The organism is Streptacidiphilus jiangxiensis (assembly GCF_900109465.1).
GTDB classification, from domain to species: Bacteria; Actinomycetota; Actinomycetes; order Streptomycetales; family Streptomycetaceae; genus Streptacidiphilus; species Streptacidiphilus jiangxiensis.
Genome location: NZ_FOAZ01000003.1, coordinates 448,128 through 465,494, shown reverse-complemented (window position 1 = coordinate 465,494; position 17,367 = coordinate 448,128). Strand labels below are relative to the sequence as shown.

The 17,367-nt window shown below is 72.8% G+C and carries 16 protein-coding genes; 9 read left to right on the top strand and 7 right to left on the bottom strand.

The genetic code is table 11. From position 1 onward, the window contains the following. Window positions 1-32 precede the first annotated feature (32 nt). Window positions 33-719, bottom strand: a complete 687-nt coding sequence (locus BMY61_RS08375; protein WP_042453828.1) for a flavin reductase family protein — start codon at window positions 717-719, stop codon at window positions 33-35. A 195-nt stretch (window positions 720-914) separates the two neighbouring features. On the opposite strand from BMY61_RS08375, the gene BMY61_RS08370 reads away from it, so the two are divergent. From BMY61_RS08370 to BMY61_RS08355, 4 genes are all read left to right on the top strand, one after another. Further along, window positions 915-1,532: a hypothetical protein gene (locus BMY61_RS08370; protein WP_042453830.1), complete on the top strand. Its 618-nt coding sequence runs from the start codon at window positions 915-917 to the stop codon at window positions 1,530-1,532. A gap of 9 nt (window positions 1,533-1,541) precedes the next feature. Then, complete coding sequence (locus BMY61_RS08365; RefSeq protein ID WP_042453832.1) at window positions 1,542-2,237, top strand: phosphotransferase; 696 nt, start codon at window positions 1,542-1,544, stop codon at window positions 2,235-2,237. A gap of 23 nt (window positions 2,238-2,260) precedes the next feature. Then, window positions 2,261-2,854, top strand: a complete 594-nt coding sequence (locus BMY61_RS08360) for a pyridoxamine 5'-phosphate oxidase family protein (protein ID WP_042453834.1) — start codon at window positions 2,261-2,263, stop codon at window positions 2,852-2,854. Between the two features lie 74 nt (window positions 2,855-2,928). Next, entirely contained in the window at window positions 2,929-4,164 is a 1,236-nt protein-coding gene (locus tag BMY61_RS08355) for an MFS transporter (protein WP_042453836.1), read from the top strand. A gap of 133 nt (window positions 4,165-4,297) precedes the next feature. Here the strand turns inward: BMY61_RS08355 and BMY61_RS08350 are convergent, their stop codons facing one another. Beyond that, window positions 4,298-5,677, bottom strand: coding sequence for an RNA polymerase sigma factor (locus BMY61_RS08350; protein ID WP_042453838.1), 1,380 nt, complete (start codon window positions 5,675-5,677; stop codon window positions 4,298-4,300). After that, window positions 5,650-6,069 (bottom strand): YciI family protein, encoded by a 420-nt coding sequence (locus BMY61_RS08345; protein ID WP_042453840.1) that lies wholly within the window; start codon window positions 6,067-6,069, stop codon window positions 5,650-5,652. The genes BMY61_RS08350 and BMY61_RS08345 overlap by 28 nt, the downstream gene beginning before the upstream one ends. Before the next feature lie 178 nt (window positions 6,070-6,247). Between BMY61_RS08345 and BMY61_RS08340 the strand changes: the two genes are divergently transcribed. Both BMY61_RS08340 and BMY61_RS08335 read left to right on the top strand, forming a co-directional pair. Next, window positions 6,248-7,558 carry a serine hydrolase domain-containing protein gene (locus BMY61_RS08340; RefSeq protein WP_042453841.1) on the top strand — a complete coding sequence of 437 codons (1,311 nt, stop codon included), beginning with the start codon at window positions 6,248-6,250 and terminating at the stop codon, window positions 7,556-7,558. 61 nt (window positions 7,559-7,619) lie between these two features. Next, entirely contained in the window at window positions 7,620-9,443 is a 1,824-nt protein-coding gene (locus BMY61_RS08335) for an NHL domain-containing thioredoxin family protein (protein WP_143094228.1), read from the top strand. Between the two features lie 260 nt (window positions 9,444-9,703). On the opposite strand, the gene BMY61_RS08330 is transcribed toward BMY61_RS08335, so the two are convergent. Together BMY61_RS08330 and BMY61_RS08325 are read right to left on the bottom strand one after the other, a co-directional pair. Beyond that, window positions 9,704-10,987 carry a M18 family aminopeptidase gene (locus BMY61_RS08330; RefSeq protein WP_425314674.1) on the bottom strand — a complete coding sequence of 428 codons (1,284 nt, stop codon included), beginning with the start codon at window positions 10,985-10,987 and terminating at the stop codon, window positions 9,704-9,706. 272 nt (window positions 10,988-11,259) lie between these two features. Then, the gene (locus tag BMY61_RS08325) at window positions 11,260-13,089 is read right to left on the bottom strand and encodes an acyl-CoA dehydrogenase (RefSeq protein WP_042461408.1); all 1,830 of its coding nucleotides are present in this window, start codon (window positions 13,087-13,089) and stop codon (window positions 11,260-11,262) included. A gap of 156 nt (window positions 13,090-13,245) precedes the next feature. Between BMY61_RS08325 and BMY61_RS08320 the strand changes: the two genes are divergently transcribed. Both BMY61_RS08320 and BMY61_RS08315 read left to right on the top strand, forming a co-directional pair. Continuing rightward, window positions 13,246-13,671 (top strand): SseB family protein, encoded by a 426-nt coding sequence (locus BMY61_RS08320; protein ID WP_042461411.1) that lies wholly within the window; start codon window positions 13,246-13,248, stop codon window positions 13,669-13,671. Window positions 13,672-13,777: 106 nt separating this feature from the next. Further along, window positions 13,778-14,737, top strand: coding sequence for a pirin family protein (locus BMY61_RS08315; protein WP_042461412.1), 960 nt, complete (start codon window positions 13,778-13,780; stop codon window positions 14,735-14,737). A gap of 19 nt (window positions 14,738-14,756) precedes the next feature. On the opposite strand, the gene BMY61_RS08310 is transcribed toward BMY61_RS08315, so the two are convergent. Then, window positions 14,757-15,578, bottom strand: coding sequence for a protein phosphatase 2C domain-containing protein (locus tag BMY61_RS08310; protein ID WP_042461415.1), 822 nt, complete (start codon window positions 15,576-15,578; stop codon window positions 14,757-14,759). A 51-nt stretch (window positions 15,579-15,629) separates the two neighbouring features. Next, a complete protein-coding gene (locus BMY61_RS08305; RefSeq protein ID WP_075003806.1) occupies window positions 15,630-16,679 on the bottom strand; it encodes a P1 family peptidase in 1,050 nt (349 codons plus the stop codon). Between the two features lie 319 nt (window positions 16,680-16,998). Between BMY61_RS08305 and BMY61_RS08300 the strand changes: the two genes are divergently transcribed. Further along, the gene (locus tag BMY61_RS08300) at window positions 16,999-17,364 is read left to right on the top strand and encodes an ArsR/SmtB family transcription factor (RefSeq protein WP_075003805.1); all 366 of its coding nucleotides are present in this window, start codon (window positions 16,999-17,001) and stop codon (window positions 17,362-17,364) included. The last annotated feature ends 3 nt before the right edge of the window (window positions 17,365-17,367 follow it).

The following is a 17,367-nucleotide window of genomic DNA, read 5'->3' as shown; positions in this document are numbered from 1 at the left end:
CGTCACCGCACATGCTGCCACCCGGCGGACCCTCAGCCCACGCTGGAGGGCACCCGTGACGGCGTCCGGTAGAGCTCCTCCTCGATACCCGCCAGGCGCGAGGGCCGCACCTGCGGACCGAGCCCGTAGAACTGCTGGAAGCTCATGATCAATGGCCGCCAGCGGTCCGGGTCGATCCGGTTCGCGTGGCCCGGCAGCCGGATCTCCTCGGCCACGTGGACCCGGACCACCTCCAGCTCGACCGTCCAGACGTGGCCGCGCCGCTCCGGGTCGTCCGCGGCGAGCGAGTGGAACGCCGCCACCTCGGCCTCCATCTGTACCGGGCACTCCAGCGCGCGGGGTGCGTCGACGCTGCGGCCGGGCGCCGGCGTGAGCCCGGCGAGGCCGAACTTGTCCCGCTCGTGCCGGTAGCCCCAGCCGACCTTGCGCTCCGGCACCGGAGAGGCGCCGGTCGTTCGGGCGATCCGGTCGACCGCGTCGGCCTGCTCCACGGACGGCAGGTTCAGCACACAGGCCCTCTCCCGGCGCAGGTTGGCGAGGGTGTGGGTGTTGCCACCGAGGCCGATCACGGCCCGGTGACCGAGCCAGAAGACGGAGGAGATCGGGGCGAGATGCGGACTGCCGTCCTCGTTGCGCGTGCCGACGAGCACGACGGGCGTGCCGAAGTAGAGGATCGCGGGCGAGATCTCGACGCTGTGGTCGTCAGTGGTCTGCTGCATGTTCTCCAGACTCCGCGATCACGAGCGCGTCGTCCGGCGGGAATCGGACGTCGCGTCCGTGTCGCGTGCGTGTCGCGTCCGCTCGAGGTGGGGTGAACCGAACCTCCGAGCTGTCGTGCCTCCGCCCTCGTTCGGGAAGTGCGCCGGCCCCGACCATGGAGAGGTCAGCACGTCCGCCCCACATCGGAGTTGACCATGGTCGCCGTCGCCCCCGCCTCGCTCCACCGCCCGGCCGCCCGTTCCGTCGTGCGCACCGCGCCCGGCCGACTGCTGCGGCTCATGGCCCGGACCGCGCTGCGCGGGCTGACGGGACTGCCGCTGGCCGTGGCCGCCGTGCCACTCTCGCTCGTCGGCCAGGCCGACCGGGCGGCGGCGTGGCAGCGGGCCGCGGTCGCCCGCTGGTCACCGCGCCGGGCCGCGTCCGTACCCGCTTCCGCGGACGCGGACGCGCCGCAGGACGGAGTGCGCGTCGGCGCGGTACGGGTGCTCGCCCACAGCGTGCTCGTCGCCCTCCCCGCGCTGGCCGGCCTGGTGGCGACCTGCGTGGCCGCGTTCACCGTCTACTCCGGCTACCTCTACTTCCTGCGTCCCGACGCCTCCCCGGCGCTGGGCCACCCGTTCGCCGCCGACCACCGGTTCGACGGCGCATGGGGCGGACCGACGCTGGTCGGCGCGTGGCTCGTGCACAGCCTCGTCGCGCTCGGCATCCAACTCGGTGCGGTGCTCGTGGTCCAGGCGCTGACCGCGGTCCAGGACCGCTGCAGCCGGCGCCTTCTCTCCGTCGGCCGGTCGGTCGAGACCGGTGGACGCTAACGTCGGCCCATGGCACCCTCCACGCCCGAGCCCGAGCCCGAGCCCGCGCCCGCGCCCGGACCGCTGATCGGCACCGGCCGCACCGCCGACGTGTACGCGCTCCCGGACGGGCGCGTCCTGCGCCGGTACCGGGCCGGGCTGGACGCCACCGGCGAACTCGCGGTGATGCGGCGGCTGGCCGCGCACGGCTACCCCGTCCCGCGGGTCTGGCCCGGCGACGCCCCGTGCGACCTGGTCATGGAGCGCCTCACCGGCCCCACCCTGGCGGAGGCCACCGCGAGCGGCGACGTCACCGCCGAGGCCGCCGCAGCCCTGCTGGCCACGCACCTGGACCGGCTCCACGCGATACCGGCCCACAGCTCGGCCGACCCGGCCGACCGGGTGCTGCACATGGACTTCCATCCGCTGAACGTCATGCTGACCGGGGCCGGCCCGGTCGTCATCGACTGGGCCAACACCGTCGAGGGTCCGCCCGCGCTGGACCGTGCCATGAGCGCTCTCATCCTCGCCCAGGCCGCGGTCTCCATGCCGGAGTTCGCGCCGCTCGCGCGCGCCGTGCTGCCGCCGTTCCTGCGCCTCCTCGGCCCGCTCGACCCGGAGCGGCTCGCCGAGGCCCGCGCGCTGCGCGCCGACAACCCCACCCTGACGCACCGTGAGACCGCCGCTCTCGACGAGGCCGTGACGCTTCTCTCGCACCACGGCTGAGGCGCGTCGGCAATCATGGCGGCATGGGAAAGACATACGCACGCATCGACGGCCGGCTGCGGAAGTTCATCGAGGCGCAGCACATCTTCTTCACCGCGACCGCGCCGCTCTCCGGCGACGGCACGGTGAACCTGTCGCCCAAGGGCCTCACCGGTTCGTTCGCCGTCATCGACGAACAGACCGTCGCCTACCTCGACATGGCCGGGAGCAACGCCGAGACCATCGCCCACCTGCGGGAGAACGGCCGGATCACGCTGATGTGGTGCGCCTTCGACGGCCCGCCCAACATCGTGCGGGTGCACGGACACGGGGAGCCCGTCTTCCGTGACGACCCGCGCTGGAGTGGGCTGCTGCAGCACTTCCCCGGCATCGACCCCGTCCCGCACGGACTGCGCGCGATCATCGTGGTGACCGCCGACCTGGTCCGCGACACCTGTGGCTACGCCATCCCGTTCATGACCTACGACGAGGACCGGACGCTGCACAAGTCGCGCTTCGAGCGCGAGACCGACGAGAGCCTCGACGCCTACTTCCACACGAGGGACCACATCGAGCACAGCCTCGACGGCCTGCCCGCCCTCCCGCTCCCGCTGCCCCCGTTGCCGGCCAGGTCCTGACCCCTTCCTGACCCGTTCCTGACCCGCACCTTTCCCTGACAGGAGCTGTCAGGGAAGATCCGTAGCGTCACAGCATGCGAACCGAACGGCTCCTTCTCGGCGCGGCCTTCGCCACGGCACTCGGCAACAACGTCCAGCTGATCAGCGGCGCCCTGCTGATGATCCGCCAACAGCACACGATGCTCTCGGTGGGCTGGCTGTTCATCGCCGTGGCCCTGCCGCAGGCGCTGCTCTCGCCGTTCTTCGGCCGCCTCGCGGACCGATTCGACCGACGGCGGCTGTGGATCGCCTGCGACCTGTGCAGCACGGGGCTCGCCCTCGCGCTGCCGCTCTGGCTCGCGGCGGGCGGCTCCACGGCGGTCGGCGTCTACGGCGCCAACTTCGCGCTGGCGCTGGTGAGCGCGCTGTTCCTGCCGGTCTCCGCCGCACTGGTCAAGGAACGGGTCGACGCCGCGCGGCTGCGCCGGTTCAACGGCGGCTTCGAGACCGCCACCCAGTCCGGCATGTTGCTCTCCGCCACCGTGGGCGGCCTGGCCGTGCAGCGCTTCGGCGCGCCGCCGCTGCTCGTCTTCAACGCGGCCACCTTCGCGGTTTCCGCGGTCTGCGCCGCTCTCCTGAGCCGCCGACGTCCCGCTCCCGCCACCGCCCCGGACGCGGCCGTCCACGTCGCGGCCACGGCCGACCCCGCGACGGGGACCGTCCTCTCGCTGCGGCGCGTCATCGTCCTCTACGCCCAGGGCAGCGTCGTCGTCACCGTCTTCAACGCGCTGCTGCCGACCTTCGTCCTCGCCGAACTCCACCGGGGCGCCGGCACCTTCGGCGCGATCGACGCCCTCGGCAGCCTCGGGTTCCTGCTGGCCGCCGCCGTCTACCAGAAGCTCGCCCGGCGCCACCGGGACCTGCGGATCGCACTTGCCGGGTTCCTCGTGTGCAACGTCCTCATGGTGCTGCAGGGGCTCTTCGGCGTCATCGGACTGGTCCTGCTCGTCCCGTGCGGTGCCTTCGTCTTCGGCCAGGCCCGGATCGCCTCCCGGAACCTGCTGATGGCCGCCGCCGACACCGCGACCGTCGGCCGCGCGTTCGGCCGCGCCAACGCGGGCGGCCTCGCGGCCACGATCGCGGCGATGCTCGTCGTCGCCACCGTCACCGACCACTCCGACGCCCGCTACGGCTTCGCGACGACCGCACTGCTCGGAGCCCTCGCAACGCTCTCCGCCGCGCTCCTGCACCGCGGTCCGCAGCGCACCCCGGCCCTGCCGGCTCACCCCGGGACGGCGGTCACCGTCCCGCCGGCGTCCGAGCCCGCCTGAGCGAGCAGCGCCCCGCCCGGCTCCGGAGCCGCACCGTGGAGCGCCCAGGCCACGGAGGGGCCCACGCCCAGCGCGGCCGTGTCGACCGCGCGCCCCACACGGCGGCGCTCAACGGCCATCGGTCTGCCGCGGACTATTCGAGATCCCGCGCGAGAGCCGCTGCCTTGCGCAGCAGCACGGCCCGCTCCGGCGCGTTGCGGCACAGACGGGCGGCGAGCTCCAACTCGGCGCGGGCCTCGGCGATGCGGCCGAGTCGCCTGAGCAGTTCGCCGCGCACGCCCGGCAGCAGATGGGAGCCCGCCAGCCGCCCGGAGACGGCCAGGTCGTCGACGAGGACGAGCGCCTGCTCCGGGCCGCTCGCCATCGCGACGGCCACGGCGCGGTTGAGCTCGACGACCGGCGAGGGGGCGACGCGGCCGAGCGCCTCGTAGAGCAGCACGATCCGCTCCCAGTCGGTCTCCGCGACCGAGGGCGCCGTCGCGTGGCAGGCGGCGATCGCCGCCTGCAGCCCGTACGGTCCGAGGCCACGTCCGAACGTCGCGACCCGGCCGAGCGTCGCCAGACCGCGGCGGATCGCCGAGCGGTCCCACAGCCGCCGGTCCTGGTCCTCCAGCAGCACCGCCTCCCCGTCCGGCCCGGTCCGCGCCGGGAAGCGCGCCGCGGTGAGCTCGAACAGCGCGAGCTGCCCGTACACCTCCGGCTCGGCGGGCAGCAGCGCGGCCAGCATCCTGGCCAACCGCAGCGCCTCACGGGCGAGATCGGGACGCAGCAGGCTGTCGCCGACGGTCGCCGTCGAGCCCTCCGTGAAGATCACGTACAGCACGCTCAGGACCCCGCCGAGCCGCTCACGCCGCTCCTCGGCCGGCGGCAGCGCGAACGGCACCCCGGCCGCGCCGAGCGTCTTCTTCGCCCGCGTGATCCGCGCCTGGACGGTCGGCACCGGCACCAGGAACGCCCGCGCGATCTCCTCGCTGGACAGACCCCCCACCACGCGCAGCGTGAGCGCGACCCGGGCCTCGGTGGAGAGCACCGGATGGCAGGCCGTGAACACCAACGCGAGCACGTCGTCGTCGACCTGGTCGGGATCCCACGGCAGCTCGTCCGTCCGGCCCTGCCCCGCCGCGGCCCCCGCACCGGCGCTGAACTCGCCGTCCGCCAACGGGCCCGCCAGCAGCGAGTACCGCTCGTCCAGCGCCGCACGACGCCGGAACCCGTCGATCGCGCGCCGTCGTGCGGTCGCCAGCAGCCAGCCCACCGGGTTGTCCGGCGCACCCTCCCGCGACCAGCTCACCAGCGCCTCGGCGAGCGCCTCCTGCGCGACGTCCTCGGCGAGCGCGAAGTCGCCCGTGTAGCGGGCCAGCGCGCCGACGATCCGCGCGGACTCGATCCGCCACACGGCCTCGACGGCCCGCCGCGCCGCCTCCGCGACCGGCGGACCGTCCCCGGGGGCCCCGGGGCCCCCGGAGCCCGCTGCGTTCCCGGGCGTCAGAGCTGACCCGTCCGCTCGCGCCACGCCCGCTCCTTCACGATCCACTCGTTGTCCTGCGGGAACTCCTCGATGCCCGGCACCCGTCGGATCTCGCACTTCGACCCCTGGATGGCCGGCGCGCGCCGCGCCCACTCGACCGCCTCCTCCTTCGAGGCCACGTCGAGCAGCCAGAACCCGCCGAACAGCTCCTTCGTCTCCCCGTACGGCCCGTCGGTGACCACGGGGGTCTCCCCGCTGTAGTCCACCACCACGCCCTGCGACGGATCGTCCAGCCCCTCGGCGGCGACCAGCACCCCGGCCCGGATCATCTCCTCGTTGAACCGGCCCATGGTCTCGAGCATCTCCTCGAACGGGGTCTCCATCATCTTCGCCATGGACTCGTCCGTGCCGCGCATGATCAGCATGTACTTCGCCATCTTCGTCTCTCCCTGACGCCGGTGGAGCGGATCACTCCCGCCCCTCTCTACCCCAGGTCGAACGGCGCGGCAGCGGATCGACACAGCCGACGAGAAATTTCTCGGACAAGGCCGGCCTGTCACTGGGCGGGAGAGTCCTCGCGTTCGACCAACCACGGCAGCTGGCTAGGCTGAAGCGATGGGGTGGCATCTGAGTGAGCTCATCGCGAAGTACGGCGTACCGGGCGCACAGGTCGCCGTGCTGGCCGACGGGGAGATCCACGACGAGGCCGCAGGGGTGCTGAGTCTGGACACCCGGGTCGAGACCACGACCGACTCGGTGTTCAAGATCGGCTCAATCACCAAGCTCTGGACCGCCACGCTGGTCCAACAACTGGCGAACGACGGCGTGCTGGACCTCGACCGTCCCGTTCGCGACCACCTGCCCGGCTTTCGGCTGAGCGACCCGGCGGCCACCGAGACCCTGACGGCCCGCCAGCTGCTCACCCACACCGGCGGCATCGACGGCAACCACTTCACCGACACCGGGCGCAACGACGACGCGATCGAGAGGTTCGTCGCCACCCTCGCCGACGCGGACCACCTGCTCCCGCCGGGCACCCTCTTCTCCTACTCCAACAGCGGTTACGTGGTGCTCGGCCGGCTCGTGGAGCTGCTCCGGGGGACGCCCTTCCACGACGTGCTCCGCGAGCGCCTGGTGACCCCGCTCGGCCTGACGACCGTCGCCACCACCCCCTACGAGGCGATCCTGCACCGTGCCGCGGTCGGGCACGTCGAGACCGACGGAGCGCTCGCGCCCACGAAGAGCTGGGCGATCCGCTACTTCTCCGCACCCAGCGGCTCTCACCTCGCGATGAGCGCACGCGATCTGCTGAGGTTCGTCCAGCTGCACCTCACCGACCCCGCGCTCGCGGCCATGCGCACCCCTCAACTCGAGTCCGTCCCGGACTTCGGCGGCGGCGTCCTGGGCTGGGGACTCGGCTGGATGCTCTATCGGGACGGCGTCGTCGGTCACACGGGCATTTCCAAGGGACAGAAAGCGTTCCTGCGCGTCGTCCCCTCGGCCGGCGTGGCGGTGGCGGTGCTGACCAACAGTGCCACCGCGGAGCCGCTGGCCCACGGGATACTCAGCACCGTCCTCGGCGATCTCACCGGCGTGGAGACGGCGCCGCTCCCGGTGCCGCCGGCGAATCCACGCCTCGTCGACGTGGACCGCATGTGCGGCACGTACCGCAGCACTCTCTACGACCTCACGCTCACCGTCAAGGACGGCCGTGCGTTCCTCATCCGTCGCCCCCGCAACGAACGCGCGCGGGCGTTCCTCGGCAAGCCCGAGGAACGCGTCGAGGTGGTCCGCCTCAACGACAGCGCGGTCATCACCGCTGAACCCGGTGTCGACGGCCATCAGGTCCTGTCCCTGATCGGCTCCGACGAACACGGTCGGGCGCGCTTCCTCCACAACGGCGCCGCCGCCCGGAGGATCTCCTGAAGACCGACGGGCACGGACCCGGCCGGAATGCGCGCACAGCGCGATGCGGTTGGATGCAGGTATGGCATCACGTGCACGCGTTCGCGCCCCCGAGCTGGTCGGCAAGGGTGGCTGGCTCAACACCGGTGGCAAGGATCTGACCCTGGGCGACCTCCGGGGCAAGATCGTTCTGCTCGATTTCTGGACCTTCTGCTGCATCAACTGTCTGCACGTCCTCGACGAGCTCCGGGAGCTCGAGGAGGCGCACCGGGACACGTTGGTGATCATCGGCGTGCACTCGCCCAAGTTCGTGCACGAGGCCGAGCACCAGGCCGTCGTGGACGCCGTGGCGCGGTACGAGGTGGAGCACCCCGTGCTGGACGACCCCGAGCTCGCCACCTGGAAGCAGTACGCCGTCCGGGCCTGGCCGACGCTGGTCGTGATCGACCCCGAGGGGTACGTCGTCGCACAGCACGCCGGGGAGGGACACGCGCACGCCATCGCCGCGCTGGTGGCGGAGCTGGAGGCGGAGCACGGGGCGAAGGGGACGCTGCGGCGCGGGGACGGGCCGTACGTCGCACCGGAGGCGGTGCCCGGGGCGTTGAAGTTCCCCGGGAAGGCCGTGCGGCTGCCCGGGGGCGGGTACCTGGTGGCGGACTCGGGGCACCACAGTCTGGTGGAGCTGGCCGAGGACGGGGAGACCGTCGTGCGGCGGATCGGCAGCGGCGAGCGCGGGCTCGTGGACGGGAAGGCCGAGACGGCGCGGTTCAGCGAGCCGCAGGGTGTCGCGCTGGTCGAGGGCCGGGCGTACGACGTCGTCGTGGCCGACACCGTCAACCACGCGCTGCGCGGGGTGAACCTCGCGACCGGCGAGGTCACCACGCTGGCCGGGACCGGGCGGCAGTGGTGGCAGAACTCCGCGACGAGCGGCACGGGTACGAGCGTGGATCTCTCCTCGCCGTGGGACGTCGCGTGGTTCGACGGGCGGGTGTGGATCGCCATGGCGGGTACGCACCAGTTGTGGAGCTACGACCCGGAGGCCGACACCGTCCAGGTCGAGGCCGGGACGACGAACGAGGGCCTGGTCGACGGGCCCGCCGACGAGGCGTGGTTCGCGCAGCCGTCGGGGCTGGCCGTGGCCGCGGACGGGAGCCGGCTGTGGGTCGCGGACTCCGAGACCTCAGCCGTCCGGTACGTCGAGGCCGGGACGCACGAGGTGCGCACCGCCGTCGGCACGGGGCTGTTCGACTTCGGGCACCGGGACGGCGACGCCGCGCAGGCGCTGTTGCAGCACCCGCTCGGGGTGACCGTCCTGCCGGACGGCTCGGTGGCGATCGCGGACACCTACAATCACGCGCTGCGCCGCTTCGATCCGGCGACGGGCGAGGTGAGCACGCTGGCGACGGACCTGCGGGAGCCGTCCGGGGCGGTGCTCGACGGGGACGGGATCGTGGTGGTGGAGTCGGCCCGGCACCGGCTGACGCGCCTGCGGCTGCCCGAGGAGGCCGTGCAGGTGGAGGCCGCCGCGCACCGGACGCAGCGGCCCGCGACCGAGATCGCCCCGGGCACGTTCGCGCTGGACGTCGTCTTCACGCCGCCCGCCGGACAGAAGCTGGACGAGACGTACGGCCCGGCCACCCGGCTGCTGGTCAGCTCCACGCCGCCGGAACTGCTGCTGGACGGGGCCGGCGCCGACACCGCGCTGCGGCGCGCGCTGACGCTGAACCCGGAGATCACGGAGGGCGTGCTGCACGTCTCGGCGATGGCCGCGTCCTGCGACGCGGACCCGGCGATCGAGTTCCCCACCTGCCACGTGCACCAGCAGGACTGGGGCGTGCCGGTGAGGATCACGGCGGGTGGGGCGGACCGCCTCGCGCTCGTGCTGGCCGGGATGGACGAGGCGTGAGCATCCGGGAGCGCCGCGCGTAGCAGGCGGCCGGTCGGTCGGCCGGCCGGACGGACGGACGGCCGGACGCGAAGCCCCGATCGGCAACGGCCCCGGGCCCGCCTCGGGGAAGCGGGCCCGGGGCCGCCCCGCCCCGCAAGGCGGGGGCGGCTCCGCCGGGCCGCCTGCGCCGGGGGCGGACGGGCCGCGGGCGCCGGGCCGGGGGCGCGCGGTCGGGGCGAAGGAGCCCGGGCCGGGCCTCATCGCGGGAAGCGGAGGGCTCAGCTCTCCAGGAACGCCTTGAGCGCGCCGGCCAGCAGGAACGGGTCGTCCGCACCGCACAGCTCCCGGGCGCTGTGCATGGACAGGGCGGCGACGCCGCAGTCCACGGTGGCGATACCGAGGCGGGCGGCCGTGATCGGGCCGATCGTGGTGCCGCAGGCGACGGCGTTGTTGGAGACGAAGGTCTGCCACGGCACGCCGGCCCGCTCGCAGGCGGCGGCGAAGACGGCGCGGCCGGTCGCGTTGGTCGCGTAGCGGTTGTTGACGTTGACCTTGAGGATCGGGCCGCCGTTGGGCATCGGGTGGTGGCCCGGCTCGTGGCGCTCGCTGTAGTTGGGGTGGACGGCGTGGCCCATGTCCGAGGAGAGGCAGATGGTGGCGGCCAGGGCGCGGGCGCGGTCCTCCAGGGAGCCGCCGCGGGCGAACACCGACCGGTCCATGACGGTGCCGAGCAGGGGGCCCTGGGCGCCGGTGTCGGACTCGCTGCCGTTCTCCTCGTGGTCGAAGGCGGCGAGGACGGGGATGTGGTCGAGCTCGCCGGAGGCCGCGGCCGCGATCAGCGCGGCGGTGCCGGCGTGCACGGAGAGCAGGTTGTCCAGGCGCGGCGCGGCCAGCAGCTCGCGGTCGCGGCCCAGGTAGGAGGGCGGCTGCACGTCGTGGACCATCAGGTCCCAGCCGGCCACCTCGGTGGCGTCGACGCCGGCCGCGGCGGCGACGTAACGGATCAGGGAGCCCTCGTCGACGGCGCCGAGGCCCCAGATCGGGGTGAGGTGGCGCTGCCGGTCCAGGGTCAGGGCGTCGTTGACGCTGCGGTCGAGGTGGATGGCCAGCTGCGGGACGCGCAGCAGCGGCTCGTCGAGCTGGACCAGGACGACGCTGCCGTCGCGCAGCGCGAGCCGGCCGGACAGGCCGAGGTCGCGGTCGAGCCAGGTGTTGAGCGGGACGCCGCCGTAGATCTCGACGGCGACCTGGCGCCAGCCCTCGGAGCCGGTGTCCGGGATCGGCTTGACCCGGAGGTTGGGCGAGTCGGTGTGCGCGCCGACGATGCGGAACCCGGTGGCCGCGTCGGCGCTCTCGGGCACGTACCAGGCGATGAGTGCGCCGCCGCGGATCAGGTAGCGACCGCCCGGGGCCGCGTCCCAGGCCGCCGTCTCCTCGACCTGCCGGAAACCCGCCTTCTCCAGCCGCTGCGCCGCGCTGGCCACCGCGTGGAAGGGGGACGGGCTCGACTGCAGATACGCCATGAGGTCATCGGTGTGACTGCGGTCGAACGCGGGGGTCACGGCGGGCTGAGCGGCTGCAGCGGGGGTCAATGCTGGCTCCAGACGTGCTGAGAATGTGCTGAGGGTGAGCGATCTCTGCGGTCGAGCATAGGCCCGAGGCCGGTGGGGCACCGTCTCCCGCGGGCCCGGCGCACCCTGGCGAAGGGTGGCGCCGACGGCCTCGGCAGCGGTGGGAGCGGTGCGTCGGGAGCAGAACGGGCGAGGGCCCGGACCCTCAGGGGGTCCGGGCCCTCAGCGTCCGGTGACGCGGGCGGTCAGGGAGACTGCGCCGGTCAGAACGCCTCCTCGGCGAGGTCCATGATCTCGTTGTCGATGCCCTCGGCGATCAGGCGCTGGGTGTGCACGGTCGGCAGCACGTTGCGGGCGAAGAAGCGGGCGACCGCGATCTTGCCCTGGTAGAACGCCACGTCCTTGTCGGCGGTGCCCTCGGCCAGCTTGGCCTGGGCGACGGCCGCGGCGCGCAGCAGCAGCCAGCCGAGGACCACGTCGCCGGAGGCGAGCAGCAGGCGGGTGGTGTTCTGGCCGACCTTGTACATGTTGCGCAGGTCCTGCTCGACGGTGCCGAGCTGGGCCAGCATGGTGCCGACCAGGGCCTCCAGGTCGCCGGCCGCGGCGGCCAGCGCGTCGCGCTCGGCGGCGAGCTCGTCGCCGCCGATGCCCGCGGCGATGGACTTGACGATCTGCTCCGACAGGGCGGTCAGCGCCTGGCCCTGGTCCTTGACGATCTTCCGGAAGAAGAAGTCCTGGCCCTGGATGGCGGTGGTGCCCTCGTAGAGGGTGTCGATCTTGGCGTCCCGGATGTACTGCTCGATCGGGTACTCCTGCAGGAAGCCGGAGCCGCCGAAGGTCTGCAGCGACTGGGCCAGCTGCTCGTAGGACTTCTCCGAGCCGTAGCCCTTGACGATCGGCAGCAGCAGGTCGTTCAGGCGCTCGGCGGCGGAGGCGTCCTCGCCGCGGGCCTTGAGCAGCTGCACCTCGTCCTGGACGGACGCGGTGAACAGGACCAGCGCGCGCATGCCCTCGGCGTAGGCCTTCTGGGTCAGCAGCGAGCGGCGCACGTCCGGGTGGTGCGTGATGGTGACGCGCGGGGCGGTCTTGTCCAGGAACTGGGCCAGGTCCGGACCCTGCACCCGCTCCTTGGCGTACTCCAGGGCGTTCAGGTAGCCGGTGGAGAGGGTGGCGATCGCCTTCGTGCCGACCATCATGCGGGCGAACTCGATGATGCGGAACATCTGGCGGATGCCGTCGTGCTTCTCGCCGACCAGCCAGCCCTTGGCCGGGTGCTTGGCGCCGAAGGTCATCTCGCAGGTGTTGGAGGCCTTGAGGCCCATCTTGTGCTCGACGTTGGTGGCGTAGGCGCCGTTGCGCTCGCCCAGCTCGCCGGTCTCCCAGTCGAAGTCGTACTTCGGCACGATGAAGAGGGAGAGGCCCTTGGTGCCGGGGCCGTGGCCCTCGGGGCGGGCCAGCACCAGGTGGATGATGTTCTCGGACATGTCGTGCTCGCCCGAGGTGATGAAGCGCTTGACGCCCTCGATGTGCCAGGAGCCGTCGGGCTGCGCGATCGCCTTGGTGCGGCCGGCGCCGACGTCCGAGCCCGCGTCGGGCTCGGTCAGCACCATGGTGGCGCCCCAGCCCTTGTCGACCATGTGCTGGGCGACCTTGGCCTGCTCCTCGGTGCCCTCCTCGTAGACGACGCCGGCGAAGGCCGGGCCGGAGGAGTACATCCAGATGGCCGGGTTGGCGCCCAGGATCATCTCGGCGTAGGCCCAGACCAGGGAGTTCGGGGTGGCCGTGCCGCCGATGGCCTCCGGGATGCCCAGACGCCAGTACTCGGAGTCCATGAAGGCCGCGTAGCTCTTCTTGAACGTGGCCGGTATCGGCGCGGTGTTGGTCTCCGGGTCGAAGACCGGCGGGTTGCGGTCGGCGTCGGCGAAGGACGCGGCCAGGTCGTTCTCCGCGAGGCGGGAGATCTCGGCGAGGATGGACTTCGCCGTCTCGACGTCCATCTCCGCGAACGGACCGGTGCCGTAGACCTCGTCGCGACCGAGCACCTCGAAGAGGTTGAACTCCAGGTCGCGGAGGTTGGACTTGTAGTGACCCATAGTCGTGAACCCTCAACTCGATCGACGAGATCTACAGCTTCAGCAGCGATCTACCAGCAGGTAGCTGCCATGATGCTACCCAAGGGTAACTTAGATCAACCCCCTTTCGACGAGACCCGGCCTGGCGTACGTCACATCCCTCGCTAGCCTTGACCTGTGTACGGCTACGAGCAGCCCCAGCAGGGGCCGAATCCCGGCTATCAGCAGCCCTACCCGGAGCCCACTCCGCCCTCGCTGGCGGAGGCGATCCGGGCCTTCACCTCGGGCGCGATGACGGTCGAGGACTTTCAGTCGATCTTCATCACGTCCAAGATCTACTGCCCGCGCGGCGACCGCCCGGGATTTCTGGCCCTGCACAACACCCCGCAGCCGGTGATCCCGATGTTCAGCTCCCTCAAGGAGCTGCGCCGCTATGCGGGCAAGGACTCCAAGTTCTTCACCGTGACCGGGGCGGAGGTGCTGGACCTGCTGCCCACCGGCTACGGCTTCGCGATGGACATGGAGGGCGAGCACCGGATGGTCTTCGACGCGAAGTCCGTAGAACAGATGGTCGATTTCACCATGCGGAGGATGTACGGATAGGGGGACCACCGGCAGGGGGTGGGAATTAGTTGACGCTTCAACTTGCTTAGAGGTTCAACGTTCAACTAACTTGGACGTGTCGCCAGGCAAGAACGAGGAGGCAGCCATGCCCGCTGTGACCGTTGAGAACCCGTTGGTCCTGCCGCGCGTGGAGACGCCGGACCCGGCCACCACGACCGCGCGCCCGGTGCTGGGCGTCGTGACGGCCCCCGAGGGCTTCGAGGGCGAGGGCTTCCCGGTCCGTCGCGCGTTCGCGAAGATCAACACCAAGTACCTCGACCCGTTCATCATGATGGACCAGATGGGCGAGGTGGAGTACGCGGCCGGCGAGCCCAAGGGCACCCCGTGGCACCCGCACCGGGGCTTCGAGACCGTCACCTACATGATCGACGGCGAGTTCGTGCACCAGGACTCGACCGGCGGCGGCGGTCACCTCAGCGGCGGCGACACCCAGTGGATGACGGCCGGCTCCGGCATCCTCCACATCGAGACCCCGCCCGAGCACCTGGTCATGAGCGGTGGCCTGTTCCACGGCATCCAGCTGTGGGTGAACCTGCCGGCCTCGGACAAGATGATCCAGCCGAAGTACCAGGACATCCACGGCGGCGAGGTCAAGCTGCTGACCACCCCGGACGGCGGCGCCGTCATCCGGCTGATCGCCGGCGACCTGGACGGCAACGAGGGACCGGGCACGACCTTCACGCCGATCACCCTGCTGCACGCGACGATCAGCCCGGGCGCGCGGATCACCCTGCCGTGGCGGCAGGACTTCAACGCGCTGGTCTACGTCCTGGGCGGCGAGGGCACCGTCGGCGAGGAGAACCGGCCGATCCACACGGGCCAGTCGGCGGTCTTCGGCGAGGGCGACAGCATCGCGCTGCAGGCCTCCGCGATCCAGGAGTCGCGGACGCCCAACCTGGACGTGATCATTCTGGGCGGCGCACCGATCAAGGAGCCGGTGGCGCACTACGGGCCGTTCGTGATGAACAGCCACCGTGAGCTGCAGCAGGCGATCGAGGACTTCAACGCCGGACGGTTCGGTCAGATCCCCCCGACCAAGGCGTGAACGAAGTCCTTCGGGATCCTCAGCGCGTCCGCGCGTACAGGGCCGTGGCGTCGTCCTTGGCCTTGCCGCGCGGCCAGCGCGCGCAGGCCGGGTCGGAGGTCTCGGCCTCGCGGACCCGGCGCAGCAGCTCGGCCGGGCCGCGCTGGTCCATCAGGCGCATCGCGTCGGGCCAGCCGCCCAGGTCGAACCGGTCGACGAACCGCGCCGCCCCGTCGGTGAGCGCCGCGAACGCGCGGAGCTCGGCGAGCGGGGCGGTGCCCGTCTCCGCGTGCTCCGCCGCGCGCGGGAGCGCGGCGGCGACCCACGGGCCGTGGCCGGTGTTGCGGGCGGCCCGGACGGCCAGCGCGTAGCGCATGTGCAGGGACGCCCGCTCCGGGCTGCCGTGCGCCGCGGCGTGGACCTGGCGGCGCAGCCCCTCCCCCGCCGGGAACGGCTGGTTGTCCCCGATGACGGCGTAGGTGCCCTCCCGGTCCAGCACCAGCTGCGAATCCCCCAGCACCAGGTACTGCAGGCTCGCCCCGTGCGCGCGGGCCGCGACGACCATGGCCGCCGGCGTGTTCGGATGCCCCAGGTCGCAGCGGGCGCCGTGCAGGGACGCCGTCTCGGCGATGGCGTCGCTCAGGCACTGCGCCATCGTCCGGTCCGGGCGGTCGACCAGACGGGCCAGCAGGTGCACGCCCAGCCGGCGGACGAACCAGGCGGTGCCGTGCTCGCAGCCGTTCTCCATGGCCACCGGCGAGCTGCAGCCGTCCAGCAGCACGAACGCGTCGCCACTGCCGGCGACGAAATCCTCGGAGGGGCGGTCGCCCCGTTGCGGTTCCCCCGCTATCTCCACGCGCATGCAGTCAGTGTGGGACGGCTCGCGCACGGATGGCAGGGCTTTGACGTACGATCACCCGCAATTCGGCCTGTTCGCACACTTGTCCCGAAAGCTGTGGAACTCGCCGACGGTCTCGGCCGCCAGCATGGCCCGACCGACGGCCCGGGTGACGGCGTCGGCGGCCGCCGCGTAGAGCTCGTTCAGCGCCGCGGCCTCGACGTGGACGGCGAAGGCAGGGTCCCCCTCCGGGACGGGGAGCGGCCGGGCGCCGGAGGCCAGGGCGAAGACGGTGTCGCCGTCGGAGAGCAGGTGCACCGGACGCAGCGCACGGGCGAGGCCGTCGTGGGAGGTCCCGGCGAGCTTGTGGGCCTGGGCCTTGGTCAGCGTGGTGTCGGTGGCGACGACGGCCAGGGTGGTGTTGAGTGACGGCCCCTCGGCCGGGGCCGCCGCCGGCTCGGCGTGGAGCTCGGGGAACTCGCCCGGCTGCCCGAAGCGGGCGGCGTAGAGCTCACCCGTGACCGGGTCGACGGCGGAACCGACGGCGTTGACGGCGACGAGCGCGCCGACGGTGACGCCGGACGGCAGCCGCACCGACGCACTGCCGATCCCGCCCTTGAGCCCGCCCGCGACGGCGCCCGTCCCCGCGCCGACGTTGCCCAGCGCGACGGGCGCGTGGCCCGCCGCGCCGGCCGCCTCGGCGGCGGCACGGCCGAGGGCGGCGTCGGGGCGGGCGTGCCAGTCACCGCCGCGCCCCAGGTCGAACAGCGCGGCGGTCGGCACCACCGGCACCACCTGCGACGGCTCCGGGCCGACGCGGAACCCGCGCCCCTGCTCCTCCAGCCAGGCGACGACGCCTCCGGCGGCGTCCAACCCGAAGGCGCTGCCGCCCGTCAGCACGACCGCGTCCACCCGCGGCACCAGGTTGCGCGGGTCCAGCGCGTCCGTCTCCCGCGTCCCGGGCCCGCCACCGCGCACGTCCACTCCCGCGACGGCCCCACCCGCGGGCGCGAGCACGACGGTCACCCCGGTCAGCGCCCCACCCCCGACCCGCTGGGCGTGCCCGACCCGGAACCCGGGGACGTCGGTGAGGGTGTTCGAGGTCGCGCCCGCGTCGTCTGCCATACCGTCAGCTTCGCACCGCCGCCCACGGGCCCGCAGCCGGTGCGCGCATCCCGGCCGGCGCCGCGCGCCGCCCCCGCACCCTCGCGTCGCGGGCGCTCCGGAACCCCCAAGGCCCCGGCCACAAGCCGGCCCGCCCGGGCCGGGTGGGCCCCCGCGCAGCACCGTCCCCCCTGCGCCCGCAGCCGCCACCGGCCGACGGACGGGCCAGGCCGGGCGGGCCCCCGCGCGGCACCGTTCCCCCCTACGCCCCCAGCCGCCACCGGGCTCGGGAGGTACGGGACGGCAGGCGGGCGGCAGTGTGCTGAGTACGATGAAAACCATGGTCTCCAGAGCCGCCGCCCCCGACGCGGGCGAACACGACGCCCCCGCCTCGCCCGCGCTGGACGCGGGCGAGGCGGAGAGGGTCGCGAACACGCTCCAGGCCCTGGCGACCCCGTCGCGCCTGCGGATCCTGTCGCGGCTGCGGCAGGGCCCCTGCACGCCCAGTGAGCTCGCCGCCGACGTCGAGATGGAGCAGTCCTCCTGCTCGCACCAGCTGCGGCTGCTGCGCAACCTCGGACTGGTCGTGCGCGAGCGGCAGGGGCGGTCGGTGGTGTACGCGCTCTACGACGACCACGTCTCGGCCCTGCTGGACCAGGCCGTCTACCACGTCGCCCACCTGCGCGTCGGCGGCACCGAGGCCTGAGCC